23 protein-coding genes and 1 pseudogene are annotated in these 26081 nt (G+C 53.5%); 20 read left to right on the forward strand and 4 right to left on the reverse strand.

Going from position 1 to position 26081, the window contains the following annotated elements:
- Positions 1–3: 3 nt before the first annotated feature.
- The 11 genes from D1222_RS12660 (at position 4) to D1222_RS15980 (ending at position 14065) form a co-directional block, all read left to right on the forward strand.
- Positions 4–1290, forward strand: coding sequence for a glycosyltransferase family 4 protein (locus D1222_RS12660; RefSeq protein WP_119454610.1), 1287 nt, complete (start codon positions 4–6; stop codon positions 1288–1290).
- A gap of 169 nt (positions 1291–1459) precedes the next feature.
- Entirely contained in the window at positions 1460–2677 is a 1218-nt protein-coding gene (locus D1222_RS12665) for a hypothetical protein (protein WP_147371871.1), read from the forward strand.
- A 53-nt stretch (positions 2678–2730) separates the two neighbouring features.
- Positions 2731–3426 (forward strand): acyltransferase, encoded by a 696-nt coding sequence (locus D1222_RS12670; RefSeq protein ID WP_147371872.1) that lies wholly within the window; start codon positions 2731–2733, stop codon positions 3424–3426.
- Positions 3427–3491: 65 nt separating this feature from the next.
- Positions 3492–4616 (forward strand): glycosyltransferase, encoded by a 1125-nt coding sequence (locus tag D1222_RS12675; protein WP_182481969.1) that lies wholly within the window; start codon positions 3492–3494, stop codon positions 4614–4616.
- Between the two features lie 39 nt (positions 4617–4655).
- Positions 4656–5801 carry an acyltransferase family protein gene (locus tag D1222_RS12680; RefSeq protein WP_182481970.1) on the forward strand — a complete coding sequence of 382 codons (1146 nt, stop codon included), beginning with the start codon at positions 4656–4658 and terminating at the stop codon, positions 5799–5801.
- A complete protein-coding gene (locus tag D1222_RS12685; RefSeq protein WP_119454615.1) occupies positions 5801–6355 on the forward strand; it encodes an LbetaH domain-containing protein in 555 nt (184 codons plus the stop codon). The genes D1222_RS12680 and D1222_RS12685 overlap by 1 nt, the downstream gene beginning before the upstream one ends.
- Positions 6356–6606: 251 nt before the next feature.
- Positions 6607–7599 (forward strand): glycosyltransferase family 2 protein, encoded by a 993-nt coding sequence (locus D1222_RS12690; protein WP_119454659.1) that lies wholly within the window; start codon positions 6607–6609, stop codon positions 7597–7599.
- Positions 7600–8522: 923 nt separating this feature from the next.
- Complete coding sequence (locus tag D1222_RS12695; RefSeq protein ID WP_119454616.1) at positions 8523–9203, forward strand: polysaccharide biosynthesis/export family protein; 681 nt, start codon at positions 8523–8525, stop codon at positions 9201–9203.
- Positions 9204–9228: 25 nt separating this feature from the next.
- Positions 9229–11487, forward strand: coding sequence for a GumC family protein (locus D1222_RS12700; protein WP_119454617.1), 2259 nt, complete (start codon positions 9229–9231; stop codon positions 11485–11487).
- A complete protein-coding gene (locus D1222_RS12705) occupies positions 11487–12644 on the forward strand; it encodes a tetratricopeptide repeat protein (RefSeq protein WP_119454618.1) in 1158 nt (385 codons plus the stop codon). The genes D1222_RS12700 and D1222_RS12705 overlap by 1 nt, the downstream gene beginning before the upstream one ends.
- A gap of 608 nt (positions 12645–13252) precedes the next feature.
- Positions 13253–14065, forward strand: a complete 813-nt coding sequence (locus D1222_RS15980) for an O-antigen ligase family protein (RefSeq protein ID WP_407646751.1) — start codon at positions 13253–13255, stop codon at positions 14063–14065.
- Here the strand turns inward: D1222_RS15980 and D1222_RS12715 are convergent.
- Genes D1222_RS12715 through nusG form a run of 4 tightly spaced genes read right to left on the reverse strand, consistent with a single transcriptional unit; the run spans position 14062 to position 17569 of the window.
- Positions 14062–15291, reverse strand: a complete 1230-nt coding sequence (locus tag D1222_RS12715; protein WP_119454620.1) for a glycosyltransferase family 4 protein — start codon at positions 15289–15291, stop codon at positions 14062–14064. The genes D1222_RS15980 and D1222_RS12715 overlap by 4 nt on opposite strands.
- Before the next feature lie 32 nt (positions 15292–15323).
- Positions 15324–15701: a VanZ family protein gene (locus tag D1222_RS12720; RefSeq protein ID WP_119454621.1), complete on the reverse strand. Its 378-nt coding sequence runs from the start codon at positions 15699–15701 to the stop codon at positions 15324–15326.
- 16 nt (positions 15702–15717) lie between these two features.
- Positions 15718–17034 carry a sugar transferase gene (locus D1222_RS12725; protein ID WP_119454622.1) on the reverse strand — a complete coding sequence of 439 codons (1317 nt, stop codon included), beginning with the start codon at positions 17032–17034 and terminating at the stop codon, positions 15718–15720.
- Positions 17035–17056: 22 nt separating this feature from the next.
- Complete coding sequence (gene nusG, locus D1222_RS12730) at positions 17057–17569, reverse strand: transcription termination/antitermination protein NusG (RefSeq protein ID WP_119454623.1); 513 nt, start codon at positions 17567–17569, stop codon at positions 17057–17059.
- 279 nt (positions 17570–17848) lie between these two features.
- Between nusG and D1222_RS12735 the strand changes: the two genes are divergently transcribed.
- The 9 genes and pseudogenes from D1222_RS12735 to D1222_RS15985 form a co-directional block, all read left to right on the forward strand.
- Entirely contained in the window at positions 17849–18634 is a 786-nt protein-coding gene (locus D1222_RS12735; protein WP_119454624.1) for a metallophosphoesterase family protein, read from the forward strand.
- A 98-nt stretch (positions 18635–18732) separates the two neighbouring features.
- Positions 18733–19251, forward strand: coding sequence for a hypothetical protein (locus D1222_RS12740; RefSeq protein ID WP_119454625.1), 519 nt, complete (start codon positions 18733–18735; stop codon positions 19249–19251).
- Positions 19252–19545: 294 nt separating this feature from the next.
- Positions 19546–20409, forward strand: coding sequence for a hypothetical protein (locus tag D1222_RS12745; RefSeq protein WP_147371873.1), 864 nt, complete (start codon positions 19546–19548; stop codon positions 20407–20409).
- A 395-nt stretch (positions 20410–20804) separates the two neighbouring features.
- Positions 20805–21542, forward strand: coding sequence for a hypothetical protein (locus tag D1222_RS12750; protein WP_119454627.1), 738 nt, complete (start codon positions 20805–20807; stop codon positions 21540–21542).
- Between the two features lie 87 nt (positions 21543–21629).
- Positions 21630–22946: a site-specific DNA-methyltransferase gene (locus D1222_RS12755; RefSeq protein ID WP_119454628.1), complete on the forward strand. Its 1317-nt coding sequence runs from the start codon at positions 21630–21632 to the stop codon at positions 22944–22946.
- A complete protein-coding gene (locus D1222_RS15790) occupies positions 22936–23337 on the forward strand; it encodes a DUF5681 domain-containing protein (RefSeq protein WP_182481972.1) in 402 nt (133 codons plus the stop codon). The genes D1222_RS12755 and D1222_RS15790 overlap by 11 nt, the downstream gene beginning before the upstream one ends.
- Positions 23330–24796 carry a phage terminase large subunit gene (gene terL / locus D1222_RS12760; protein ID WP_182481973.1) on the forward strand — a complete coding sequence of 489 codons (1467 nt, stop codon included), beginning with the start codon at positions 23330–23332 and terminating at the stop codon, positions 24794–24796. Before D1222_RS15790 ends, terL begins: the two co-directional genes overlap by 8 nt.
- Before the next feature lie 111 nt (positions 24797–24907).
- A complete protein-coding gene (gene gmd / locus D1222_RS12765; protein ID WP_119453664.1) occupies positions 24908–25978 on the forward strand; it encodes a GDP-mannose 4,6-dehydratase in 1071 nt (356 codons plus the stop codon).
- A pseudogene (locus D1222_RS15985) lies at positions 25978–26081 on the forward strand (GDP-L-fucose synthase); the annotation flags it as partial. The gene gmd and the pseudogene D1222_RS15985, both read left to right, overlap by 1 nt.

Here is a 26081-nt window from a genome sequence, read left to right on the forward strand (position 1 = left end):
GCGATGTCCAGCGCGAGAAGAAAAGAGTATATCTTGGCAGGCAAGGCGATTGTTATTCAGATGGGCGCTCGTCGTAATTATGCGGTGCCTGCAGCATTGGCAAAGGTTGGCCGCCTGGAGGCGCTTTACACTGATCTTGCCGGGACAAGCGGTGTCGGGCTATTGGCGCGAGCCCTTGCGAACACTCCGCTGCCGGCTAGGCTAAGAGCACCTCTGGCGCGGCTCGGCAGCCGAATGCCGCCGGAATACGTACGGCCGTTTACTCATACCTTTGACCGTGCGTCCTTACTTTACGAATGGGGTAAGTTCCGAACACCCGACGATCGCGGACGGGTGTTGGCGAGACGACAGTTCAATGCGGCTTGGTCGAAGGCAATGTTAGCCAAAGGCTTTGGCGATGCTACACATGTCTATGCGATGATGAGCGGTCAGACGCTAGAGGCCGATGCGTTTCTAGAGAAAGCTAAAGAGGCAGGACTTAAGATCGTTGCTGACGTTACGATAGCGCCTTCTTATGAGCGTATCGTCGATGCCGAATATGCGGCCAACCCAGGCTGGGGCCGCCCCGTAGTGTCTTATCGAAGCGCAATGGGTAGCGACAATCCTGCCTACCCACGCATGATGACGCTTGCTGATCGCTTCCTGTGCGCATCTCCCTTCGTGGCAAACGACCTTATTAACAACTGGGGCGCGGATCCAGAAACGGTCTGGGTCGAGCCTTATACCTTACACCCGTCATGGCTGGAACTGGTGAATGTTCCCGTCGAAGGGCGCGTGCTTTTTCCGGGCAGCGCCGATCTGCGCAAGGGAATCCACTATTTCGCGCGCGCCGCCAGCATCTTGAGAGATCGTAACCGGAAGTTCGAATTTAGGGTCGTAGGTGATGTCAGTGATGAGGTCCGATACCATGTCGAGACCACGCATCTCAACTTCCAAGGACGACTAACGAGGGGGCAAATGGTCGAAGAGTACGAACGCGCCGATGTCGTTGCACTACCCACACTGGCAGAGGGCTCTGCGGGTGTAACTTACGAAGCATTGGCATGCGGCATTCCTGTCATTACAACCTTTGCGGCGGGTTCGCGTGTCAAGGACGGGGTCAGCGGGATCATCATTCCTGTCGGAGATCCGGAAGCGCTAGCCGATGCGATTGAGGATATTGTCCGCCACCGGGAAAAGCGAAACCGTTTCGCTAGTGCCGCGCGTGCGTCCATGAAATCCATGGCTTGGGACACCTATCCAGACCGTTTAGTGAAAGCTGTTTTTGCCGATGCAAAGATAAACATGTAAATATAATCCTCGGCAATAACGAAGCCGACAGGGCAACGCCTTCGTCGCTGCCGGTTCCCGATCTTGGAGACCAATCATTTCGCTCGAAGAAACTCTTTTTTTTGCAGTTTGCCTGCTCACGGTGATGGCACTCGGGATCGGACTCGCTCGACGTGGCGGATACATACACATGCCAGTACTCTTCGCCGCCGTCTATGCAGGGTGGGTCGTGCCGCAGCTGTGGAGCCTAGTTGTCAGACGGGTCGCGCCGGAGGGGGCACTCGCCGCGCTATTGTTTATGTCGTTGCTATGTCTGGCTGCGGTCATTCTCGGCTGGAGAATGGGCACGCGACGGACCGTCAATCCGCTTGCCGGATTACTTCCGCGGGTGCACGAAGGAAAAGTTGGGAAAGCGGCAGTCATCCTTACCGGCTTCGCACTTATCGGCTTTCTGGGGTTGGGCGCCGATCCGATAGAAGCACAAGGCAGCACGATGTGGACCGGGCATGCGGCTATTTTCTCTCTCATTCTCAGCATCAAGACCGCGTCTTTTGCGCTTTCGTTAATGTATTTCCTTCGACGCAAGACCGGGCTCAGCACCGCTCTGCTCGTAATTAATGTGGTGATGTTCGCACCCTACATCATATTCTACTTCCGACGGCATGTGATCCTAGAGGCGTGTCTAATTGCAGCCTATGCATTTTTAGTAGTGCGCAGCTACGCGGTACCGAGAGTCGCCGTAATCGCAGGTCTTATGGTGACGTCGATGGGGATGTTTGCCGCAGAGGAAATACGTGGAATTTCCGGAGAAGGCCAAGTGCCACGCCTCTCCGAAATAGCCGAAATCGATTTCTTAGCTCTGAATCCGATAAACAATCCGCAAGCGTCACCTGAGATAGAGAACGCGGCGAATCTAGTCTCCGCTGTGCAAATTAGCGATCGCTACACGTTGGGCGGTCAGTTCTGGAACCGCTTCGTATTCCAGTATGTCCCCGCGCAGTTCGTTGGGGCCGATGTCAAGCAGGGTCTGATGCTGACTCCCTGGCCAGCTGAACTCACATATAGCGTAACCGGTTATGTACCGAGTGCAGGCAGTACGCAGACAGGAATAGCAACGGCATTCATGGAGTTTTGGTATTTCGGTTGCCTGCTGTTCTACTTCAATGCTTATATCATGGGCCGACTATGGCTCAGAGCGCTAGCCGGAAACAGCTGGGACAAGGTGTGGTATGCAGCAGGAATTGTGCCCTCGCTGCATATGGTGACGCACCACTCCGCGGTATTTTATGTTTCCTTTTCCTTTTTTGTCGCCATTCTCACCTTCGTTGCATATTTTCTTCGCGGCAACCTCCGGGCGAACAATCCGGGAGGTCTTAGATCAGCTGGATTGCCAGCGCCAAAAGCTTAAAAACGGGATTGCGCTCTCTGGGGAAAATAAATCTTCAGCTTTAAAGGGTCAATATGACGAAGCTGCCACCATCGCCGGCCTTATGGCAGGCACTCCTCGCCTTTATTCTCGGTATATTTCTTCCCGGAAAATTGCGGCGAGCAATTTATCGCGCATTGCTAGGTTACCGAATTTCGCCGGAAGCGAATATTGGTCGTGCCTACATCCGCGTTGGAATGCTTGTGATGTCAGAGGGCGCTTACATCGGAACGCTCAGCGTCATTCGCAATGTGGATAAAGTCGAACTGGGCAAAGGCGCCATTATCGGCACGTTCAACTGGATTTATGGCTTTCCATCTGGGATCACTGAGCACTTCCAAGAAGCGGGGCGTGCCTCCGAATTAATCATGGGAGAGGGAGCTTCGCTCACTTCGCGTCATATCGTTGACTGCACGTCCCGCGTGACGATCGGTGCATTCACGACTGTGGCCGGTTTCTATTCGCAGATATTAACGCATGGAATCGACATCCGAACTAATCGCCAGACATCCCGACCAGTAACAATTGGCAAGTATTGCCTAATTGGATCGAGAAGTACCATAGTGAAAGGAGCGGTGCTGCCGGAAGGGACCGTGCTATCGGCAGGGTCTATGTTCCGCGGCACTCCTGAGGAGAGCCATCACATATATTCAGGGGTCCCGGCTACACCGGTGCGCGCACTCAGCATCGACGACCCTTATTTTACCCGCCTCAATGGGCCCGTTTCCTGATGCAATCCCGAAAGCAACCAGTGAATGAATCGGCGGATCTATCAGTCGGGATAGTGGTCGGTTCAATGTCGCGATCCGCTGGGGGACTTTTCGATGCGGTCTTAAATCCAGCACAAAACATTCTAACCCAGTCGGTCGATGTACGTGTCTATGCGCTACGTGACCAATATAGCGAAGCCGACCGCCTCGCTTGGCGGCCCATCAACCCGGTCCTTGTCAATTCACACGGCCCCAGGGCCGTCGGCCTCGCCCCTTATCTTCACTCGAAATTGCGGCAAGGCAACCACGACGTACTTCATTTGCATGGGATCTGGCTTATGATTTCGCGCGCCGTTGCGAAATGGAAGAGAGAGACCAGAAAGCCCTTGATTATCTCGCCGCATGGGATGCTCGATCCATGGGCGTTGAAGAACTCGGCTTGGAAGAAAAAAATTGTCGGACACGCATTCGAGTACGCAAATTTGCGGGGCGCGGACTGTCTTCACGCGTTGAATACATCGGAGGCCGAGGCGATTCGCGCCTTCGGTCTCACCAACCCGATCGCAATCATTCCCAACGGTTCGAACCTGCCGGAGCTAATTGGGGACATGCGTAAGCGAGATGGGCGCCATAAAATGCTTTTTCTCGGCCGGATCCACCCGAAGAAGGGATTACTAGAGCTGATACGCGCCTGGGCAAGTTTTTCGCAGCAAGCGCCCGGCATTTTTGCCGACTGGGAACTTGTTATCGCCGGCTGGGACGACGGCGGGCATCTGTACGATCTAGAAGCCGAAATCAAAAAATTACGAATTAGCGACAGCGTGCGCATCCACGGGCCGGTCTTCGGCGCCGCAAAGGAGGAATTGCTGCGAACAGTAGATGCCTTCATCCTACCGTCCTTTTCTGAAGGTTTGCCAATGACGGTGCTCGAGGCATGGTCGTACAAACTGCCAGTGTTCATGACTCGTGAATGTAACCTTTCCACCGGGTTCGCGAGTGGTGCGGCAATTGAAATCTCCACCAACCCCGGTGAAATGGCAAAGGCAATTGCTGATACGATAGGCGGGGGGCAGCTGAATAGATTGGGGGCAGCAGGTCGCCGACTGGTCGAAGAGAAGTACATGTGGACGCAAATCGCAGCACAGCACGCAGATACTTACAAGTGGCTCCGAGGACGGTCCGGCAAGCCCGAGCACGTGGTGCTAGATTAGAGTAACAGGTCAATGGTCTCCCAGTCCAAATCTAGACTCTTGGTCGTCGACGCATTGCGTGGCATCGCAGCGCTGCTTGTTGTGATCTATCACGCGCGTGCAGATTATTGGGTCGGCGTGTCTAGAAGCTGGGCGCAGAACGGCTTCAGCTCCGACCCATCAGTGTGGATCGGCTATGCGACCTATCCATTCTCATATGGTTGGTTCGGTGTGCAAATATTCTTTGTCTTAAGCGGTTACTGCATCCATCGGCGGCTCGCATTCGAGTTGGCTAAGTCGCGCAACACGCAGGTGAATTGGCGGCGTTTCTTTATCCGCCGCTTTCTCCGTATCTATCCTATTTACCTTGCGGCCCTGCTGTGCACGGCCCTAGTCGATCATCTATACCTGCGCCAAGGTGGTGTACTGACGGTAGGCGAGTTGAGTACACGAAGTCTGTTGGCTTCCATCTTCACCTTGCAGGGAATTGTTGCACCGATGTTCGGGACAAACACGGTCTTCTGGACGCTCTCGATCGAAATACACTTATATCTCTTCTATCCGCTCCTGTTTGCGTTCAATCGTTCGCATGGGGCAAAGCTCGGGCTCGGCTTCGCATTCGCCGTCAGCGCAGCCTATGTCGGTGCTTATCTTGTGTTCGATCTTGAGCGCCTCTTCCCATATGCTCATGGAGGGGGGCCAATCTTCTTACCATTTGTTTTCATGTGGGCGGCGGGCGCATACCTTGCCGATATCGAAGCCGGTCGATCGCCGGCATTAAGCGGAGCACTTTGGCATTTCACATGGGTCAGCGCGCTGATCGGCGGCTTCTTATTGCATATGCTGACCGACGAGGTAGTTAGTGCGCTTCCGCTCGCGGTCGGCGCGGCGGGCCTTGTATATTGCGGCAAGTCGCTTGAGCTTAAATTGCCTTGGATATCATCCCGCCTGCTCCTCCCGTTTGTCTCACTGGGCGTTGTCAGTTACTCGCTTTATGCAACTCACAGAGTGGCCTTCGGTATAATAAACGTAGCAGGCCTCTCAGGTCAGTCCGCCTTCATTCTGAAATTCATTCTCGCAATGGCGTTCGCGATCATCGTAGCGAGTCTTTTTTACGTGGTCGTCGAGAAAACGTCTTTGAATCTTTCCTCGAAATTTCGTGCTCCGCGCTTGGGCGTAGGGCAGGCAAAGGGCGAACGTTTCTAATGGCAATCGACATCATCACAAATCGCGCGGAGCGCAAATGGACACGGTCTGAGCAGCTTGGCCGGGTTCTCTGGGCGCTTGCCAGGCCACTGTTCCGCTTCAGTCCGCGTCTCTTTTGGGGATGGCGTCGGATGATCTTACGCTTGTTCGGAGCGAAGATAGGGAGCGATGTACATGTCTACCCGAGTGTACGAGTGACGATCCCATGGAACATCGAAATCGGCGACAAGGCCGCGGTTGGTGACTATGCGATTTTATACGCATTGGGGCCGATCTGCATTGGCGAGCGCGCGACCGTTTCGCAGTATGCCCACCTTTGCGCCGGCACCCATGACTGGCGTGACCCCGCAATGCGACTGATCAAGGCGCCGCTCGTGATCGGAAACGACGCCTGGATTTGCGCTAACGCCTTCGTCGGGCCGGGCGTGGTTATTGGTGCGAATGCGATCGTAGGCGCCGGAGCGGTGACGATGAAGAACGTCGATGATAGCACTATCGTTGTCGGCAATCCTGCTCAGGTATTGGGCAAGAGAAGCGAAAGCGGAATTCGGTAATAGCGCTTAGCGCTGTGTCAGCCGAATATGTCTGCAGCGACGCTGTTTGGCCCTTTTCAAAGCAGCGCAGAGACCCGCCTTATTCGACGATCTCTACACCGCCTATTACAGAAACATGGTCCGGACTCGGTTTCTAGATGATTATTTATTTTCTACGGCGATAGTTCACGGCGCAATCAGGGATACGGTATCGATTTCGTCGTAGCGTGGCGCTTGATCAGAACGTTGTAACTCCACGAAATATGCACTTCATGACTTCTTCACACAATCTCACAGTCATAGTCTTAACGCGCGATGAGGATCAACACATCAAGCGAGCGCTCGCCTCTGTCGCTGGGATAGCATCGCATTGCTATGTAATTGATAGCGGATCGACCGACCGAACGTGCGAATTAGCCCAAGCTGCCGGCGCTACCGTGCTGGAAAACAGTTGGGTCAATTACTCGACCCAGTTCAATTGGGCGCTGGACCACCTGCCAGCTGAAACTGACTGGGTTCTACGCCTCGACGCAGATGAATATTTGACCCCGGAACTAGCCGCGGAGATCAAGGAAAAGCTGGCCCGACTTCCTACTTCGGTCGCTGCGGTAAATGTAGGTAGAAGGATCCACTTTCTCGGCCGGCGAATCAAATGGGGAGGAATTTTCCCGATCCGCGTGGCTCGGCTCTTCCGATATGGCAAAGGACGCTGTGAGAACCGCTGGATGGACGAACATATTATTTTCGAAGGCCGGGCGGCGGATTTTCGAGGTGAACTGATTGACGATAATCGTAATTCGCTGACGTGGTGGACCGAGAAGCATAACAATTATGCATCGCGCGAAGTCGTAGATTTGTTAAATTTGTCAGACAGGTTCATGGCGAGCGAGACGGTCGCTAATCTCGCCCAGCGGCAACAGGCGGGTTTTAAACGCTGGGTGAAAGAGCACATCTATGCCCGCGCACCATTGGGGCTAAGGGCGTTAGTCTATTTCTTGTATCGCTATTTCTTCCGGCTAGGCTTCCTCGATGGCCGTGAGGGTTTGGCATTCCATTTCCTGCAGGGATTCTGGTATCGGTATCTTGTTGACGCCAAATTGTTTGAGGTGCGCAAGTACATGGCCGAGAATAGGGTTGATGCACCAAGCGCAATAGAAGACGTTCTTGGTATTCAGGTCGTTAATCACGTATCTCCACCGCCGGATTCTTCGAAGTGCGTAAATAAGAGGAGTAAGGAGAGCGCTCGCTATAATCGTAATCAGTAGCATTGAAATTCTTAACTTTTTATCCTCGGCCAAGATGCTTATAGATCGGTGTGTCTTCGCTTCCTTAATCAAAAGCCATATGATAGTTTACCGCTTGGGCATTCTACCAGCCTTCGTGAAAGATCTTGCAAGTGCCGACGCGCAATTGATCCCAAGACAGTCCGCGCGGAGGTCCTCACTGATACATGGCGTTGGCAAACGTGACCTAGACTATTCAGCCAGCGGTCCTCCCAACCACCTCCAGTGGAAAGCGCGCGCAGGCGTTCTCGACACAAGCCGACCACATCTACGATCTTTCAGCCGGCCGCCAACATAATGACGACATGATTGAGATCAGCTGTCATGATACTAGCGCTGGCAGCATCGGGAGCTAAATTCACGTAGCCCCTAATTCCGGCATAGATCAGCCGCCGTCATGCCAGCACGATGCTCTTTTGGCATTTAGATAATCTGCTGTTCGCTTACTCTGCTCTTTTTGATCCGTCTCCTCGTCAGTGGAAGAGGTTAGAACCGTTGGTGCACGGCTTACCACATTCGTTGTCCAGCCAATCGAGGATGCCCTCCCTCGCGCGATTCTATTAGTTTGCAGGTTTCCTCGCCGGGAGCACGTTTTTCGTCTTGGGCATGACACATCCTCCGTTACTGTTGGCCAGTCAAACATTCTTAAGATAGCGGAACCTGTGAGGGGACAGTTCCCAATAAGCATGAGATTGAAGTCGATCCTCGTCTTCAATCCCACCCTTGAGAAAATGCAAATTAATGCGGCTGTCACACGTCTTCACGAAGGCTGAGCAACACTCAAGTTGGCATGCGCTTTGCATAACTTTCGCGCATAACGATGACCGCCAGGCGAGCTTAGAGTTGCATATGGGAAGTCGGATTGTAAGGATATCAGACGCCACCCACAGTGAGGATAATTGCAGATGAATCGATTGCTTTTAACTCTGGCTTTGCTCGCCGCGCTAATGGCGTCGGCATGTAGCAGTGGTTCATCGGCGAATGCCAATATGGCGCAGTCCTTACCTGTTCCGGACACCACCACAATCGTTCAAACGGGCGATGTTCGAATAGGCCCATTCGACATGTTGCAAATACGTGTGTTCGGCGTGGACGAGCTTGATGGTGACTATCAGGTCGATCATCTTGGCCGCATGAAAATGCCCCTTATTGGAGAAGTAGAAGCCAAGGGACTTACCGCTTTTGAACTAGCTAGCAATTTAGAACGTAGGCTTGAAGACAACTATCTTCAGGATGCAGACGTAAGCGTTACAATCGAAGAGAAGCTCCGTGAGCAAGTTACCGTAGAAGGCTCTGTGAACAATCCCGGAATATTCCCCGTCAAAGGCGAGATTGGCCTACTTCAGGCGGTGGCGCTCGCCGGCGGCACCAGCGACTTGGCCAATCCGCGAAAGGTAGTGATTTTCAGACAAGTCGAGGGACAGCGCGTAGTTGCGGGATATGACCTAACTGCCATCCGCCGCGGCGAAGCTGATGACCCACGAGTGTTCGGAAACGACATAATAGTTGTAGATGGCTCAGAAGCCCGCCGTACTTATGGCGACTTTTTAAGAGCAGTGCCACTGCTGGGCTTGCTGATTTTATAGTGAAAATTTCTCAGGTACCAAACCAATGAATTACGACCGCTTTGAATCTCTTCCTGAAAGGAATGGAAGGCCAAGCGCCTTGGCGCATGCTCGCCGGTATGAGCGGTTCGAGGCTACCCACCCGGAAGAAGGGGACCTCCATGAGGATGGATTCAATTTCTGGGAAGTCGTACGCATAGTTCTACGCCGGAAATGGATGATCCTCGCTATTACGATTTTAGGCGTTGCAGCAGCTGTTGTTTTGACGCTCCGAGTTACACCACTCTACAAAGCTATGACAACCATTGAAGTTCAACGGGAGGAGACTCGTATTATAGAAGGGGCGTCCGTGGATCCGGCTGTGGTCGCAGACGATCAGTACATGGCTACCCAATACGCATTGTTGCAAAGTCGCTCACTTGCTGAACGTGTTGCTGAAGTGCTCAACCTTCCTTCTGACGAACGTTATGCTGACCAAAATCTACCACGAGACGAACGTCTTGGTGAAGCGGCAACCAAAATTGTCAATAATATAAGAGTTCGTCCCGAAGGTCGCAGTCGAGTCATCAACGTCGAATTTATCAGCCCCTACCCTGGTGAAACCGCTAGGATCGCAAATGCGCTCGTAGAAAATTTCATTCAGACGAACTTAGAGCGGAAATATAATACGACTGCTTTCGCACGAGACTTCGTAGAAGAGAGACTACAGACAACTAAACAGGCACTGGAAGAATCTGAACGCCGGCTTGTTGAGTACGCTGCTAGCGAGGATATTCTGGAGATCGACACTGAAGGCGGCGGATCGTTAGACGCCACGTCGATTGTATCGTTGAATCAAGAACTTGCAGCTGCAGAAAGCGCTCGCATCGATGCAGAACAGAGATATCGCGAGGCTCAAAATAATCTAACCACTCGCGCTATGTTGGAGAGCGAAGACCTTAGCAGGTTGCGCACCCGGCGCTCCGAGCTGAATGCCGAGTACCAAGAGAAGCTCGGCACCTTCAAACCTGGATATCCGGAAATGGAGCAGCTTCAAGCGCGCATCGAATCGATTGACGCTGAAATTGAGATCGAGCGGGAGGCCATTATCGCTGCGCTTGGAGCTGAGTATAATGCGGCTCAGGCTCGTGAAAAATCGCTGCGCGATCGCGTCGGAGAACTAAGGGGAGAGCTCCAAGATCTTCGCGACCGTCGTATTGACTATACAATAATTCAGCGCGAGGTGGATACAAACAGAACTCAATACGAAGCCTTGCTTCAACGGATGAAAGAAATCTCAATCGCTAGCGGTGTGGGATCAAGTCAGGTCTCGATTATCGATAGAGCAATTGTACCTGACGCCCCTTTCAAGCCGAACTTACAACGCTCTTTGCTTCAGGCCCTTATATTGAGCCTTGCATTGGGCGTAGGTCTCGCGTTTGCACTAAACTACATCGACGACACAATAAAATCTCCTGATGATGTGAAGAACAAGCTTGGTTTGCCAGCCATAGGTGTTGTGCCAAAGGTAAGGAATACTACCGATATTGTAACTAGCGAACTTGCAGACCCTCGATCTGCAGTATCCGAGGCCTTTTTTTCGACCCGCACCGCTCTTCAGTTTACTACGTCAAGCGGCGCACCGCGCAGCCTGCTAATGACATCGACTCGTCCTGGCGAGGGAAAGACAAGTTCAACCATAGCGCTCGCGATGGCTTTTGCTAAGATTGGGCAACGCGTCCTGATCATCGATGCTGATATGCGAAAGCCTTCATTCGTTGCAGACTCGGGCGCGTCGATTGGCCTGTCGGGTATGCTCACCCGCGAGGCCGACCTTCTCGACAATATCGTTGCGTCACGCCACCAAGGTCTCTTTCTTTTGCCAGCTGGCGTAATCCCGCCAAATCCAGCGGAACTGCTGTCCAGTCCTCGGCTCAAGGCTGTTATTGCCGAAGCAGAACAAGCTTTTGATATTGTACTGGTCGATTCTCCACCCGTTCTAAGCTTCACTGACGCCCCATTGCTCGGTTCGCTTTGTGAAGGCGCTGCGATTATTATACAGTCTGGGGCAATTCGGACTCCGCAAGCCACGCGCACTATCGGACGCTTAATGGAAAGTCATAGCAATCTATTAGGCGCAATTCTCACAAAATTCGACGCCAAGAAGGTTGGTTACGACTCTGCGTACTACTACTATAGCTACTCGGCGAAAGGCGCGTACGCTTATCGAGAACCCGCGATACCAAACAAAGAGAGCATCCGTCGGAAAGTCCACCTATTCTCGGATAGTGATAGTGCCCCACAAATCTTCGATTCTGAGAATTAATGCGCCCAGCATTGGTCATACTAAGCTGGTTAGCCCTGCTGTGGGTCGGTTTTATTCTTGTTGGAGAATTGGCGGGAAGCGTTAAACCTAAAGTTAATGCCTCCATAGCAAGTTCTGATATATTCGACAGGATAGATTGGAAGAGCGTGCAAGACCCGTGGGGTGGCGAAGATACGCGCTTGGCATTACAATCATATTTCTATGATAATCCTCTTTCCGGGCGCCCGTTTGCCATAAGGGTAGTTGGCGCATCAGGTGTCAGTTCAGCAGCCCGAACAGAGAAGCGTAAACTTGCTGAACACCTAAAGCGTATCTCTCCGCGCAGTGTAACGGCCAGAGCGGCTCTTGCCGAGCTCGCTTATTCGGATGGAAACTACGCTGGCACGGTAGTAGAGATTTCGCAGCTAATGCTTCTCGACCGAAACAACACTAATTACTTCGTTGATCTCCTGACGACATTAGGACAGCGTAGCCAATCAAGGCGCGCGGTTGAGCAGCTACTGAAAGAGAAACCCAGTTGGGGCGCACAGCTTGTGTCTCGACTTGCAACGGAGCTCGAAGATACAGAATTGCTGATTTCATTCGCTCGCGATTTCCCTTCAAGCCAGTCTGCAATCGTGCGCGGACTAGTGCGCAATGGCGAAACCGATCGCGCTTACACGGCATTTCTGGAGTTTCTGAACGATGATGTCAGACAGAGCAGGACAGTGCCCTTTGATCGTGGCTTCAATCAACTCGAAGGCTCGGCCCCATTTACTTGGCAAATAAATCACTCATTCGCGAGCTTCGAGAATCGAGGCGGTCTTTCAGTCAGCTTTTTCGGCCAGGGACACCCGTCGATAGCCGAGCAGATTATTAAGCTTTCTAGCGGGGTCTATAAGGCCTCCTTCACCATGCAGGGAGATCTTTACCGCAACGGCGGTCATTTCGAATGGACTTTGAAATGTTTGGATGCACGAGACAAACTATTCACTTTCCCAATAATGGAACTTTCAACGGTCCCCGAGACTGTGAACGTGTCATTCTCTGTTCCATCTGAAGGCTGCGATTTTCAGCTTCTCCGATTCTCTGGGGTCGCAGGAGAGTTTCCGCGAACCGCGAGGGCTAGTGTGACCGACGTATTTATTTACCCAGCTTTAGAGAGCGATGAATTATGAGGCTTACTCGAGTTAGGCGCCACACGATTCGGCTTGTTTTTCCTGTCTTTCTAAGCCTTGTAATCTTATTCGGTGGTTCGTCCGTTATCGATTTGGCGTCGAGGCTGTGGCTATCTTTCGTCTCACTCCTCATACTTTTCGTAACAATTCCGATAGCCGCGCGAAAGCATTGGGGGCCAGAGGCGATGGTTGGCGCTATTCTATCCAGTCTATGGGTGATTTGGAGTTTTCTACAGCAGATTCCGCTGCCCGCTCGGATCTGGCAAAGTCTCGGCGATCGATCTGCGATTGAGAACGGACTTTCCCTGCTCGATCTATCAACTACATCAATGATGCCAATCTCTTTGTCACCCGATGGCACTCGGCTTTCACTTATTGGAATACTACCCCCGTTAGCCGTGCTCGTTAGTTTAATTGCTCTTGGCTGGCGCTATGGAGCAAGCCGACTAGATTGGGCTATACCTATGTTAGGTGCTGGAAGTGCTCTTCTGGGTCTTGTCCAGATACTTGGGGGTAATACTGATCAGCTCTATTTCTACGAGTTCACAAATAGAGGACTTCCTGTAGGCGTCTTTGCAAATGTCAACCATCAGGCGTGTTTTCTATTGATGTGTCTACCGTTTGTCGCGGCTTCGATAGGACAACTCCGAAGGGACTGGGCTTCCGGGGACGGTGACCACGCTAAGGCTATTCTCCTCGCAACTATTGCCTGCACCATACTTGTAGGCGTAGTGGCAGCCGGGTCCGTAGCTGGATACGCAATGCTGATACCCGTACTTGTCTTAAGCGTGTTATTGGCTCGCAAGCCGAAGGCGTCAGGGCGGGCGCCAATCGCGTCGCCAGCAATTGTTGTTGGTGCTACACTTGCTGCCGTCGTCTTAGTCGTTTTCAGCCCAATCATAGACGGCTTGGGAGTAACTTCGTTCGATAATTCAGAGATGTCGCGGTTGGGTATATGGCAGGTAAGTGGCAAAATCCTGAGCGATCATTGGCTTGCTGGTACAGGCCCTGGGTCTTTTGCCGACGTCTACAGGCTGTATGAGAACCCAGATGCGGTGACAGCGACGTACGCAAACCACGCGCACAACGACTATCTCGAAGCCATGATCGAGTATGGGCTGCCTGGCGCGCTAATTGTTATTGTTAGCGTCGCACTCATATTGACGCTCTTCGTAAGAGTGTGGACCCAACAGCAGATCGAAAATCGGAGATTAAAACGAGCGGCCTCGACGGCTCTATTGATAGTTCTTCTTCACAGTCTCGTAGATTACCCTGTTCGCACTCCCGCGATCGCATGCCTGTTTGCGACATGCTTTGCAATTCTAATTTTGAGTAGCGACGATAAAAGCAAACGGCGCCCAATACGTAAGAAGAGACCTGACGTTTTCAGCTCTGAAGATAATCGCCGTCTGATAATTTAGGATCGCGGCTCCATTAAAACGTTTCTCCACCGCTCCATCGCGGCGCCTTTTGACGAGGAGGTATCGAGAAATTGGCGAGCGCGAACGCCCATATCTTTTCCCCGCTTTGGCATGCCAGAGAAGCGTACGATTTCATTCGCCAACTCTTGCGCCTCGCCTGCCTCTACTGATGCGCCAAAACTAAATTCAAAAATCAGTCGGCTGATTTCACCGTCCCTCGATCCGATCATAAGTACAGGGCGCCCAACTGCCGCAATACCGTATAGTTTGCTCGGCAGGATCAGTCCCTCAAACTCCTGTTTCAGACTGATCCAGTGTAGATCCGGGACACCGAGGGAAGCGGCTAGTTGGTCGCGCGGCTGATAAGCTCGGAATACGATATTTCTCAATGCGCGGTTGGCAGCAGCTTCCTCAACGAAAACCCGCTGTTGCCCCCCTCCGACAAAAAGAAACTTGATGCGAGGCTGGTCTCGCAGAAGCTCTGCCGCTTCTAATATCGTATCAGTGTCATGCGCACGACCCAAATTTCCTGAATAGCCAACGACGAAATCTTCCGGATCAAAACCCCATGCGGCTCGTAGTTCTTCTACACCCTTGGCATTCGGCTGGACCGCATCATCATCAGAGAAGTTATGAATGACATCAATAGGCCTCGAAGGCTTCGCATCAGTCTGCAGAAAAGCTGCCATGCGGTCTCCGATGGCGACGTTTATGGCTGCTTTCCGAATGGATCGATTTCGGCACCAACGCAGGATGTTGACCAGCGGCCAAACTAGTTTGAGACCATAAGCCTCCGCAATTTCCGGATATACATCCTGAAACCAGTTCCCTCGTTTCGCTCGTTTGAGCCGTGCCGCAAGTCCTATTGGCACACCAATAAGCGGTGGGTCGGTCTTCGATATGACGATGCTGTTTTTTCGAGCGTGGTGTAGAATTGCGAAGAACGCCGCTACATAGAAGGTAAGATAGTCTATCGCTCGTCCCATAAGGTTGGACCGGCCAAATCGCGCCGTCCAAACCCTGCTAACCTCAACGCCCTTCCAGTTCTCGGTCTGCGTCAGAACCTGACTTGGATCAGAATAAAGCATCCGGGACGTGATGATCCGCACGTGGAAACCAGACTGAGCGAGGTGTTGCGCAACATCGCTGAGGATCTGCGCAGTTGCACTATGATCGGGCCAAAAGAAGCGATTAACAAAAATGATGTCGGGAGTTTGGCTCGTCATAGTAATTCAGTCGGCCTCCTAGAAGAGATCGATCATACCTTTCGTCTCTTGGCTCGAACTGTCTCTCTGAAATTCGACAGAAGTACACACGCAGCGACCGCCAAAATTCCAAACCCGTTCGCCAGCACGTCATCAAGATCAAATGTTCGACCGACTGCTGGCTGAGTAACTTCGATAATAGCTGACCCAATCAATGCACCACCACTTAGTGTGATCAAAGATAGATTAGGAAAGGCGAGAAGTCCCACCAGCGTAAGGCTGAAATAAGCCGCCACATGTCTTGCTTTGTCCCAAGGGATGACCGATCGGACATCGACTTCACTTTCTGGACCTATGAAGGAGAAAAATGCCAAGAAAGCGATAATCAGCACGAAACACATCCGCGCGGCCCATACGCCGATGATCAGCATTTCCTGAGAACAAGCCTTACTTCGCACCGAGACCGGTAAACATCACGCGCACGGTCTGGATACCAATAAAAACATCGGTCCAGACCGAGAAGTGCTTCACATAATAGAAGTCGTATTCAAGCTTCCGGCGGACATCATCCACGCTTGTGACGTGGCCCTGCTTCACCTGCGCCCAGCCGGTGATCCCAGGACGCACAATATGGCGATACCTGTAAAACGGAATTTCCTCTTCATACCATGAGGATAGGCTGAGCGTTTCGGGCCGCGGGCCAATCCAGCTCATCTCTCCGATAAAGATATTCCAGAGCTGCGGCAGCTCATCAATTCTAGTCTTTCGGATAAAGCGACCTGAGCGTGTGATGCGCTGGTCGTCGTTCTGTGTCATGTCCAGCTTACGCTCATCTCCGGCGTCAGGCGCCCGCACAGTCATCGAGCGCAGTTTGAACATCGTGAAGGTCTTGCCACGATATCCCATGCGCTCTTGCCGGAAGATCACGGGCCCTGGACTATCAAGCTTGATCCAGGCAGCAACAATCAAGAACAAAGGCGAGAGAAGCACCAAAGCGACTGCAGCAGTTACGGCATCGATATAGCGCTTTGCCGGCGCATAGATGGAATCGGGCGCCAAGTGGCCAAACGAGTTTTCCGAAAGGTGCTCAACTCGCACCCTGCCCTCAAGTGATTCAACAATCTGTTTTGTGTTGTAGATGACGCGGCCGGCGATCGCTTCTTCAGCGAGATAGCGCTCCCACTCCGGACCAAGCTTAGGGTCACGCAGATTCACCACCAGCGGCAAATGACGCTGCTTGGACGCCGCCTCTGGCGATGCGAAATTCACCCAGCTCACCCCAGGTATCGAAGCAAGCTCCTTTAACTTCTGCGATGAGACAAGACCGAGATTAGCCTCCCGAAAACGTGCGACGTAGTAAGACAGCGCGATGAACCAGCATGTGGTTAGGACAAAGCTCACCAAGAATTGGGCCCGGCTGTAATCAAGTCTGAGGATAAAAAAGATCGCGATAATTATGCCGTAAGACGACAGGAATGCAGGCGTGATGCTGGTGAATGCATTCGAGCCTGGCAGCACGGTGACTTTCCGAAAGACCATGTAGCCGATGAGCACCGCACAGAGCGTGCCGAATAGAGAATTATCGTAACTCGCGATCTGGTCGGGTAGCCGTTCGAACTGCCCGCGGAGAATGACCGGCGCAACGACACCAAAAAGGATCGCGCCTATAAGTTGGTAGCGTATACGGAACAACGCATCAGCAAGGCGCCGAGAAAACCGGTCCTGCTGTTCTGTGCCCACCGCAAGATGACTGAGTGTGTTCATGTCCCCTGACCTACTCTACTAATCAACTCGCCTTGGCGAGCTGCTTTCTGGGAAGCGTGACTTCAACGTGACGGGTCATCATCCCTAGAAGAACTTTGACGCGGTCAACATCCGGAAGTTCGACGATCCATCCAATCCTGTCCTGAAAGGCACCGGACATGACGCGAATTTCGTCCCCTACGCCGAACGTTGCTTCAAACTCGATAGCTCCATCTTCGCCCGTTTGAGCTTTGAAGCTCTCGACCAAATCAGTTGGAATTGCTGCTGGCCTGTTCCCGAAACGAACAATCCTCGACACGCCAACTGTGCTATCGATTGCACGCCATCTCATGCGCTGCATATCCACATTCACAAAAACATACCCAGGAAAGATCGGGCGAAGAACACGTCGGGTTTGTCTAGCATGGCGCACCGTGCGCCAAAGCTGAGGGCATGTTGTCTCGAAGCCCTGCCGGTTTAAATGCGAAACAGCGATGTTTTCTTTACCTGCCAACGTCTGTGCGGCAAACCAAGTGTGCGATGCGTTTACGCTCATGTTGCCTCCTCAAGACTGAAGCCCTTGATCAACTGCAGGTGTACTAAGCACAACACACCCGAACGCCGCCATCAACCGAATTTAAGAAAACGTTTACCGATTTTTCTTGACTGCACGATGACTAGTCAGATGCCACGCAAGAATGATGCCTCTTGATTCGCGGGCGAAGATGCAATCGGCTTGTTGTGCTAGCATAAAGCATGTGAGACGTAATCTGCTCACCCGCTGCAGGAGCCGACGAGTTTGTCTAGCTGAAGCAATGCGAGCGAGATCAATATTATGTTCCGTCTGTTTTCCAGGCCCGGTAAATCAACTAGCGAGCCTAAGGCGGCGTCCACGCCCCCCGGAAAGCGCGCGTACGCAATCGGAGATATACACGGCCGACTTGATCTTCTTGAACAATTATTGGCGCGCATCGAAGAAGATCTCTCAAAACGTCCGCCTAAGCAAACCCATCTCGTTTTCTTGGGGGACCTCATAGATCGCGGGCCGCAGTCAAAAGGCGTCATCGAATTGCTGATCGACTATCGGCCCGCTGATTTGAAGTGTCATTTCCTCATGGGAAATCACGAGGACGCGCTTCTTCGCGCCCTCAAAGGCGAGCGCAAACAACTCCGTGAATGGTTGCATCATGGCGGCGACACGACCGCAGAAAGCTATGGAGTGGATATCGCTTATGTCCAAACACTTGGCGAAGAGGCACTTGAACATGCCCTGCTCTCAGCCATACCCAACAGCCATATTCGCTTCTTGAGCGGATTTCTCGATAGTGTTGAGTTTGGTGACTACCTTTTGGTGCACGCGGGCATACGGCCGGGGCTATCAATCGCCGAACAAAGCTCGACCGATATGCGCTGGATCAGACGAGAGTTTCTCGACAGCGAGGCCGATCATGGCAAGGTTATAGTCCACGGACATACTGTCGAAGACGAGATAACGCATCGGCCAAACAGGATCGGGCTGGATACCGGCGCTTACAAAACGGGCGTTCTGAGCGCTGTACGCCTAGAGGACGAGGTCGTTGAGACCATTCAGGTGCGCGAAAAGTGTGCAACTCCGACCTGAATTCGGCATTTATTACTCAATTATGAATATTTGCGATCACATATATACAATCTAAGGCTTCTTTGGTAAAAGGAAGCTGGGACAAAGGAGCTAGAAACATGCGCCTCACTAAATTTATTGCAGTTCTGGCCGCGTCGGCTGGGGCATTGACCTTCGCTCAAACCGCTGTTGCGCAGGACGAAGCTGGGTCTGGATCCACGCCAGATCTGCAGGGTGACGTTGTTGAAGCGACAGGTGACACCGGCTCTGTCGTGGTCGAACGTCAGGGAAATCTGTATTCCCTTTCAGAAGGCGATGATCTGTTCGAAGGCGACATCGTTCAGACCACGAGCGGCGGCACTACCACGCTGGAATTCACGGCCGCAAACGGAACGCCTTGTAGCGTGACACTCGAGCCGCTGGAGATTTTCACAGTTAGTGCCGCCTCCTGTTCCTCTTCACCAGTTGCAATGACGTCGACGCAGATTGCGGCACTTGAAGGCACGGCTGTCGCAGGTACCGCAGGAAGCGGCGTTGGCGCTGCAGTGTTCGGTATCCCGGCAGGGCTGGCTGCTATCGGTGGCGTCGCTGCTGCGACGGGCGGCGACGATGATGGAACCCCGGCAAGCCCAGGCTGAAGCCCACTCTCTATTGATCTCGAAAAAGGCGTGCCACTTCGGCACGCCTTTTTTCATGCTTTGCTTCCACGTTGCTGAAAATTTCAAGGTGTTTGCGTTAACGAAGACAGGACTACGTAAGTCTGATTTTTCAGGCTTTTTTGCTTTCCGAATTTACCAATTGTGCCGGTCTGAACCAATAGCTTAACGATTTACGACACCATCGCCTCAAATTCAGTGGCAGTCCTCAAGCCAGTATTATGGCTGACCTCATAGTCTTCTCATCACCAACTCAAAGAAGTCGGGGTGATGGACATGAAAAGAACACTCGTTTTTCGCTTTTACATGATGAGCACTTTCTGTGTCTCATCCCTGCTGGCTGGCTGTATGACTGTCGCTCCGCTTGAGCCAGTCAAGAACGCCCCGGCGGAATTTCGCGGAGACAACACAGTTGCCGTAGAATTCGTCTCCCCGATGCTGGTCGGGGCCAGGTGTGCGCAACGCGGAGCTCATATTTTCGGTGTGCCGCAGCTGAACTCGATGGGTTGCGGTGATGGACGCATGATCACCATGCCGAACCCCTGCCAGACAATAACGTCTGGCTGGTACGCCCGTCTCCTCTGTCATGAACTTGCGCACGCCAATGGCTGGAGCCGTACCCATGAGGGCGGCAGCTACCTACCTGATGACATGTCCGGTATCGGTGCACAGACTGCTTCGGCAGACAGGCCAGCATCCAAGCTCAGTAACCTCACGCCTGCAAGCCAATCTCCGCAAGCCATTGCGGCAGCAGAAGCGCGACGCGAGGAAGCGGTACTGGCTGACCAGGACGCCGCAGCTCCAGCACCCGAGGTGATGCAAGCGTCCTTCGAGCCTCAAGCTGAAGAAGCCGAAGCGAAGGACGCTCCCCTGCAAATGGAGTTTTCCTCGCACGTAAAACTGGCTAGCTTCTCTGAAGAAGTATCGCCTGCCATCGCGTCAAACACCACGGCGACCTCACGGTTCAATATCGGCCTCCGCCCAAGAACCGAAACGGCTCCAGAGGTGTCCGAAACAGTGCCAAGCTTTACCCTCGCGGATCCCAAAAAACTTGACCTGCCTAGAATAGAGCCCAGTGCCTCGAGCCTCAACTTTCAGCCGATTGAGATCAGCATGCAGATTAGCTCCAGCGCCGGCTAGAAGGCCTTTCCCACAATGTGAGAGGCGGGAGCGTAATTCGCTCCCGCCTCTCACTATTTGCTTCACAAAAGCTCAGCCGCGTTCACTTCCAGCGCATCGATCTTGCGAGCAGCCTTTTGCTGCCACAAGTGGCCGGTCAGAAGTGTTTCCACCCGGCGTGTTCTCGATAAATTCTTAGACGCCATCCTTCAGCTTAGGCTAAGGTAGCGGGCCATCTCTGCGTGCCACACTATTCTGGCGCACCAACATTGGCTTTTGGTGCTGCCCGCCGACTAGGTCTCATTGCTCCTAAAGGGGCCCGTCAAATGTCTTGATACGGTGTAATTTCACCGAATGCTCCTACCTAGTGGAGACAGCCTTAGAATTGGCTACAAAACCACTCTCAAGACGAATTCATGCCCCGTTCTATTCCCAATGCGACACCTGCTCAAATTGATGGTGCCCGCTACCCTAGGCAACCGGCGTATGCGGCTGCGGATAAGTTCCCTGACGCCCTCACCGCGATGCCACATCTCGGTGACCGTGCACTTGAAGGCTCTCTCGCCGAGCTCGGCTTAGAACCCACCTCGCCTAATGCGGCCTCTATAACATCCCGTATCCAGGACATTTTGGACGAAGTCATCACGGATACGATCCAAGTCCGAGAGATTACTCCAAGCCGCGCAACTCGGCGGGAAGAGCTCGGTCGATGGCTCTGGAACCGATCAGAACCATCGCCTCTATCATTCGCCAGTGAAAGCGAACTCGCCGACAGGCTGATATTGAGGGGCGCCATTCCGATGCGCGGCACGCTCAATCCATTCGAGATCGGTGACTACGACCCCGCTGACGTGCGAGCTGCAGCCGCTGATCTCCATACTGAGCTCAGCGGAAAGAAAGGCGCTGATGCTCGATTGGATGCACAGCACTTGGTGACGAGATTGGTCGAGCTTTTCGAAGACGTGACCGGAGAGATAGCTACACATTCGACAGGCACCGATAGCTGGCACCACAATAAGAAATCCGTCCCCCAATCCAAGGCAGGACAATTCATTCTGGCCGTCCGGGATGCCTCAAAGCTGGGAATTCCCGATCACACACTCTCAACTGCCTTGGCGACGTACATACGCAAGCGAAATAGAGACCCCGCCTGAAACCGGAGAGTTCAGTACATATTTTCCGAAGGCCTCCAACACCCACTTCCGCTGGGCTGCCTCTTTCATTTTTGAAGGAGGCAATTCATGCCAAACAATCAAAAGGTGCAACGCTTAGGCCGCAGACAGGTCGATCTTGTCGATATCGATAAGCTGAAGCCCTCAAAGCGGAATGCAAGAACTCACTCCGCAAAGCAAATCGAACAGATTGCGCGCAGCCTGAACAAGTTCGGATGGACCAATCCCATCCTCATTGATGAGGATGCCACCATCATAGCAGGTCACGGCCGTTGGCAGGCAGCAAAGCTGCTCGGCATCGCCAGTGTCCCTGTTTTGGCGATTAAGCATCTTAGCGATAAGGACAAACGGCTCTATGCAATCGCCGACAACAAACTTGCTGAAAACGCTGGATGGGACGACGCTATTCTGAAGCTTGAGCTTGGCGAATTAGCGGACCTCGATATCGACCTCACCATTACCGGGTTCAGCAATGCTGACCTCGACATCATCCTAATTGATGACTCGGCCTCAGTTGCTGAAGAGGCCCCACCTCCGCCAGCTGGCCTGGCCATTACAAAACTCGGCGACCTATGGAATGTCGGCGAGCATCGATTGCTCTGCGGCAACGCTCTTGATCCAGCAAGCTATGATAAACTTTTGCAAGGCGAAAAGGCCGACGCGGTGTTCACCGACCCGCCCTACAACGTTCCGATTGCTGGTCATGTCGGCGGCTCCGGCAAGGTGAAGCACCGCGAATTCGCCATGGCCTCAGGTGAGATGAGCGAGGAGGCCTTTCGCGGCTTCCTCAAAACTCTCTGCGAGCGCCTCAAAGATCACACAACCGATAGTGCTATCGTATTCATCTGCATGGATTGGCGCCACGGCGCTGACCTCGACGCCGCTGGGCGTAGCGTGTTCGAAGAACTTAAAAACCTCATCGTCTGGGATAAGGGCGTCGGCGGAATGGGGTCACTCTACCGCTCCCAGCATGAGCTAATCTATGTGTTCAAAGCAGGTCCCGGCAAACATACCAATAATGTTGAACTGGGCAGGCATGGGCGAAATCGCACTAATGTCTGGGCCTATGCCGGAGTACAATCTCGGCGAAAGCAGCTTCTCCTTCACCCGACCGTCAAACCAGTCAGACTTGTCGTCGATGCACTGATGGATGTTACCCACCGAGGCGATCGCGTTCTGGACCCGTTTCTCGGCTCCGGCACTACCCTGCTTGCTGTTCAAGAAGCGCACCGCCGAGCGCGAGGAATCGAACTTGATCCGCTCTATGTCGATGTGGCGATCCGCAGGCTGCGCGATAAAGCCGGGCTGGATGCGGTACTAAGCGAGACCGGCGAGACGTTCAGCGACCTCGAAGCCAAAGTCGCAGGAGGCGAAAATGAGCGCTGATGCCGAGAAGGATTACCAAATCGGCTACGGTAAACCGCCGAAAACCACCCAGTTCAAAAAGGGGCAGTCCGGCAACCCGAAAGGGCGAACAAAGGGGTCGAAAAACTTTCGAACAGCGCTCACTGATGAGTTGTCTCAAATTGTACAATTCACGGAAGATGGCCAGCGGAAGTCGGCGACGAAGCGTCAAGTCATGCTTCGCAATCTCACCAACAAAGCCGCCAAGGGCGACCCGCGATCGATCGAGCAAGTGCTCAAACAACTGCAGCAAATGCTTCCAGAAACCCGTGAGCCTAAAGAAGAAAAGCTTTCGCCCGATCAACAAAATCTGTTGGACGATTTCGTGCGTCGCAAGGTCAAAAAGCTCGACGGAGGGGCCGCTGATGAATGAGGTGGCAGCTTATCGCCAGCTGCTGCGATCCGAATTCAGCTACTTCGTGCGGGCCGCATTCAATGCCATGCATCCGGCTACACCCTACGCGCACAACTGGCACATTGATGCACTCGCATACGAGCTTGGTCGCGTAGCAGCTGGCGAGGAGAGAAGGCTCCTCGTCAACATGCCGCCGCGTGCGCTTAAGTCGTTTTCGGTTTCAGTCGCATGGACTGCCTGGCTGCTTGGCAAGGACCCAGCTAAGGAGATCATGGTCATCTCGTATGGTGACGAAGTTGCGGGCAAGCTTGCGCGCGAAACCCGCGAACTCATTGAAAGCGATTTCTATCGTGCAATCTTCGCGAAAACACGCCTGAGACGCTCGGCGGCGACAGATCTTGAAACAACACGCAGCGGCGGCCGGTACGCGGCTACAAATGGCGGGGTAATAATTGGCCGCGGCAGTGATTTCATTATCCTCGATGACCCCCAAAAGCCTGAAGACGCTAAATCAAGGACCAGGCGAGAGAGCACAATCGATTGGTTCGGCAGCACGATGAGCACGCGCTTGAACAACCCTACAACTGGCGCGGTCATCGTTGTGCAGCAGCGTCTTCACGAGACTGACCTTTCCGGGCATCTTTTGACGAATGGGGGTTGGCTCCAGCTCTCCTTTCCGGCGGTTGCGGTTCAGTCCCAAAAATTTCAGCTGAGCTTGGGAGAGACTTACAACTGGGCCGCTGGCGAGCCCCTACATGAGGACAGACTACCTATCAGTCTGCTAGAGCAAAAGCGCCGGGAGATGGGGACTGCGAACTTCGAAGCCCAATACCAGCAATGCCCCGTGCCTGCGACAGGTAACCTCATCAGGCCCGGCTGGTTCAGATCCTACGAGGAAGCGCCTGACGTGCCCGAATACTCGCAGATTGTTCAATCGTGGGACCTTGCTGTGGGAGCAACAGGCAACTACTGCGCTTGCGTCACTGCGCTCATTTATGGCAACTCAGTCCTCATTCTCGATGTCTTTCGCGAGAAGCTGTCCTTTCCGGACCAGAAGCGCGCTGTCATCCGCTTGGCGAAGAAGTTCAAGGCCAATACTATCCTCGTCGAAAAGGCCGCTACCGGGACGCCGCTTATTGATGAGCTCCGCGACGACGGTGGTGGATACATCCCCTCTCCCATCGGCATCACCCCCAAGGGTTCCAAAGAACAGCGTGCTGCACTGGTGAGCCCTCGTATCGAAGCGGGGGACATATTCCTACCTGCCCAAGCTCCTTGGCGCGACGCGTTCGTTCACGAAGTCATAGCGTTCCCAGCCGGCACCCACGATGACCAAGTCGACGCGCTTGTGCAGCTGCTAGGCTGGAAAGAGCGTGATGCCTATCCTGCCGGTGGCGTGGAGTCCTTCGACTCCGACGCTTATGACAATCTCGATTACGCCTTTTCGGAGGCGAAGTTTATGGAAGACGAGTTCTAATCCGTTTTAAAATTCATCACTGTATTTAAGGCGGTCGATTCAATTCACGATCCTGTTGCGCAAAATGAACGGACCTGTCAGCGTGGCGATGTTAGTTACGGGACTGTTTCAATGACATCGAAAAACAAGACAGCGCTGGTCACTGGCGTGACGGGACAGGATGGGGCGTATCTGGTCGAACTCCTGCTGGAGAAGGGCTATACGGTCCATGGCGTGAAACGCCGGTCTTCCTCGTTCAACACCGGACGTATCGAGCATCTCTATCAGGACCCGCATGTCGATGACCCGCGCCTGATCCTCCACTATGGCGACATGACCGATTCGACGAACCTCATCCGGATCGTCCAGGAGTCCCAGCCAGACGAGATCTACAACCTCGCCGCACAGAGCCACGTCCAGGTCTCCTTCGAGACGCCTGAGTACACCGCGAACGCCGACGCCGTGGGCGCGCTTCGCCTGCTCGAGGCGATCCGTATCCTCGGCATGGAAGACAAGACCCGCTTCTACCAAGCGTCTACCTCGGAGCTTTATGGCCTCGTTCAGGAAGTGCCACAGAAGGAAACCACCCCCTTCTATCCGCGCAGCCCTTACGCTGCCGCCAAGCTCTACGCTTACTGGATCGTGGTGAACTACCGCGAAGCCTATGGCATGCACGCCTCCAACGGCATCCTCTTCAACCACGAGAGCCCGCTGCGCGGCGAGACCTTCGTGACCCGCAAGATCACGCGCGCGGCTGCCGCCATCAAGCTTGGCCGTCAGGAAAAGCTCTATCTCGGCAACCTCGACGCCCAGCGCGACTGGGGCCATGCCCGTGAATATGTCCGCGGCATGTGGCTCATGCTGCAGCAGGACAAGGCGGACGACTATGTTCTCGCCACCGGTGAGACGACCCATGTGCGCCAGTTCGTCGAGTGGGCCTTCGAAGATGTCGGCATCAAGCTCGAATGGAAGGGCAAGGGCGTCGACGAGAAAGGCTACTGCTCGGAGACCGGCAAATGCCTCGTCGAGGTCGATCCACGCTACTTCCGCCCGACCGAGGTTGAGCTCCTGCTCGGCGATCCGGCCAAGGCGAAGAAGCAGCTCGGCTGGAGCCACGAGACCTCACCGCGCGATCTCGCTCGTGAGATGGTCCAGTCGGACCTCAAAGTCATGCAGCGCGACCCGGTCTGGAAGGACGCCTGATCATGTATGACCTCGCTGGAAAACGGGTGTGGGTTGCCGGCCATCGCGGGATGGTCGGCGCCGCAACCGTGCGCCGTCTGGAGCAGGAAAACTGCGAGGTGAT

Origin of the sequence: Henriciella algicola, assembly GCF_003576245.1 — a bacterium.
Lineage (GTDB): Bacteria > Pseudomonadota > Alphaproteobacteria > Caulobacterales > Hyphomonadaceae > Henriciella > Henriciella algicola.

Excerpts from the sequence above, each read along its gene's own strand:
- D1222_RS12660 (WP_119454610.1), top strand. The coding sequence starts at position 4 with ATGTCCAGCGCGAGAAGAAAAGAGTATATCTTGGCAGGCAAGGCGATT.
- D1222_RS12665 (WP_147371871.1), top strand. The coding sequence starts at position 1,460 with ATGCCAGTACTCTTCGCCGCCGTCTATGCAGGGTGGGTCGTGCCGCAG.
- D1222_RS12670 (WP_147371872.1), top strand. The coding sequence starts at position 2,731 with ATGACGAAGCTGCCACCATCGCCGGCCTTATGGCAGGCACTCCTCGCC.
- D1222_RS12675 (WP_182481969.1), top strand. The coding sequence starts at position 3,492 with ATGTCGCGATCCGCTGGGGGACTTTTCGATGCGGTCTTAAATCCAGCA.
- D1222_RS12685 (WP_119454615.1), top strand. The coding sequence starts at position 5,801 with ATGGCAATCGACATCATCACAAATCGCGCGGAGCGCAAATGGACACGG.
- D1222_RS12690 (WP_119454659.1), top strand. The coding sequence starts at position 6,607 with ATGACTTCTTCACACAATCTCACAGTCATAGTCTTAACGCGCGATGAG.
- D1222_RS12695 (WP_119454616.1), top strand. The coding sequence starts at position 8,523 with ATGAATCGATTGCTTTTAACTCTGGCTTTGCTCGCCGCGCTAATGGCG.
- D1222_RS12700 (WP_119454617.1), top strand. The coding sequence starts at position 9,229 with ATGAATTACGACCGCTTTGAATCTCTTCCTGAAAGGAATGGAAGGCCA.
- D1222_RS12705 (WP_119454618.1), top strand. The coding sequence starts at position 11,487 with ATGCGCCCAGCATTGGTCATACTAAGCTGGTTAGCCCTGCTGTGGGTC.
- D1222_RS15980 (WP_407646751.1), top strand. The coding sequence starts at position 13,253 with ATGTGTCTACCGTTTGTCGCGGCTTCGATAGGACAACTCCGAAGGGAC.
- D1222_RS12715 (WP_119454620.1), bottom strand. The coding sequence starts at position 15,291 with ATGACGAGCCAAACTCCCGACATCATTTTTGTTAATCGCTTCTTTTGG.
- D1222_RS12720 (WP_119454621.1), bottom strand. The coding sequence starts at position 15,701 with ATGCTGATCATCGGCGTATGGGCCGCGCGGATGTGTTTCGTGCTGATT.
- D1222_RS12725 (WP_119454622.1), bottom strand. The coding sequence starts at position 17,034 with ATGAACACACTCAGTCATCTTGCGGTGGGCACAGAACAGCAGGACCGG.
- nusG (WP_119454623.1), bottom strand. The coding sequence starts at position 17,569 with ATGAGCGTAAACGCATCGCACACTTGGTTTGCCGCACAGACGTTGGCA.
- D1222_RS12735 (WP_119454624.1), top strand. The coding sequence starts at position 17,849 with ATGTTCCGTCTGTTTTCCAGGCCCGGTAAATCAACTAGCGAGCCTAAG.
- D1222_RS12740 (WP_119454625.1), top strand. The coding sequence starts at position 18,733 with ATGCGCCTCACTAAATTTATTGCAGTTCTGGCCGCGTCGGCTGGGGCA.
- D1222_RS12745 (WP_147371873.1), top strand. The coding sequence starts at position 19,546 with ATGAAAAGAACACTCGTTTTTCGCTTTTACATGATGAGCACTTTCTGT.
- D1222_RS12750 (WP_119454627.1), top strand. The coding sequence starts at position 20,805 with ATGCCCCGTTCTATTCCCAATGCGACACCTGCTCAAATTGATGGTGCC.
- D1222_RS12755 (WP_119454628.1), top strand. The coding sequence starts at position 21,630 with ATGCCAAACAATCAAAAGGTGCAACGCTTAGGCCGCAGACAGGTCGAT.
- D1222_RS15790 (WP_182481972.1), top strand. The coding sequence starts at position 22,936 with ATGAGCGCTGATGCCGAGAAGGATTACCAAATCGGCTACGGTAAACCG.
- terL (WP_182481973.1), top strand. The coding sequence starts at position 23,330 with ATGAATGAGGTGGCAGCTTATCGCCAGCTGCTGCGATCCGAATTCAGC.
- gmd (WP_119453664.1), top strand. The coding sequence starts at position 24,908 with ATGACATCGAAAAACAAGACAGCGCTGGTCACTGGCGTGACGGGACAG.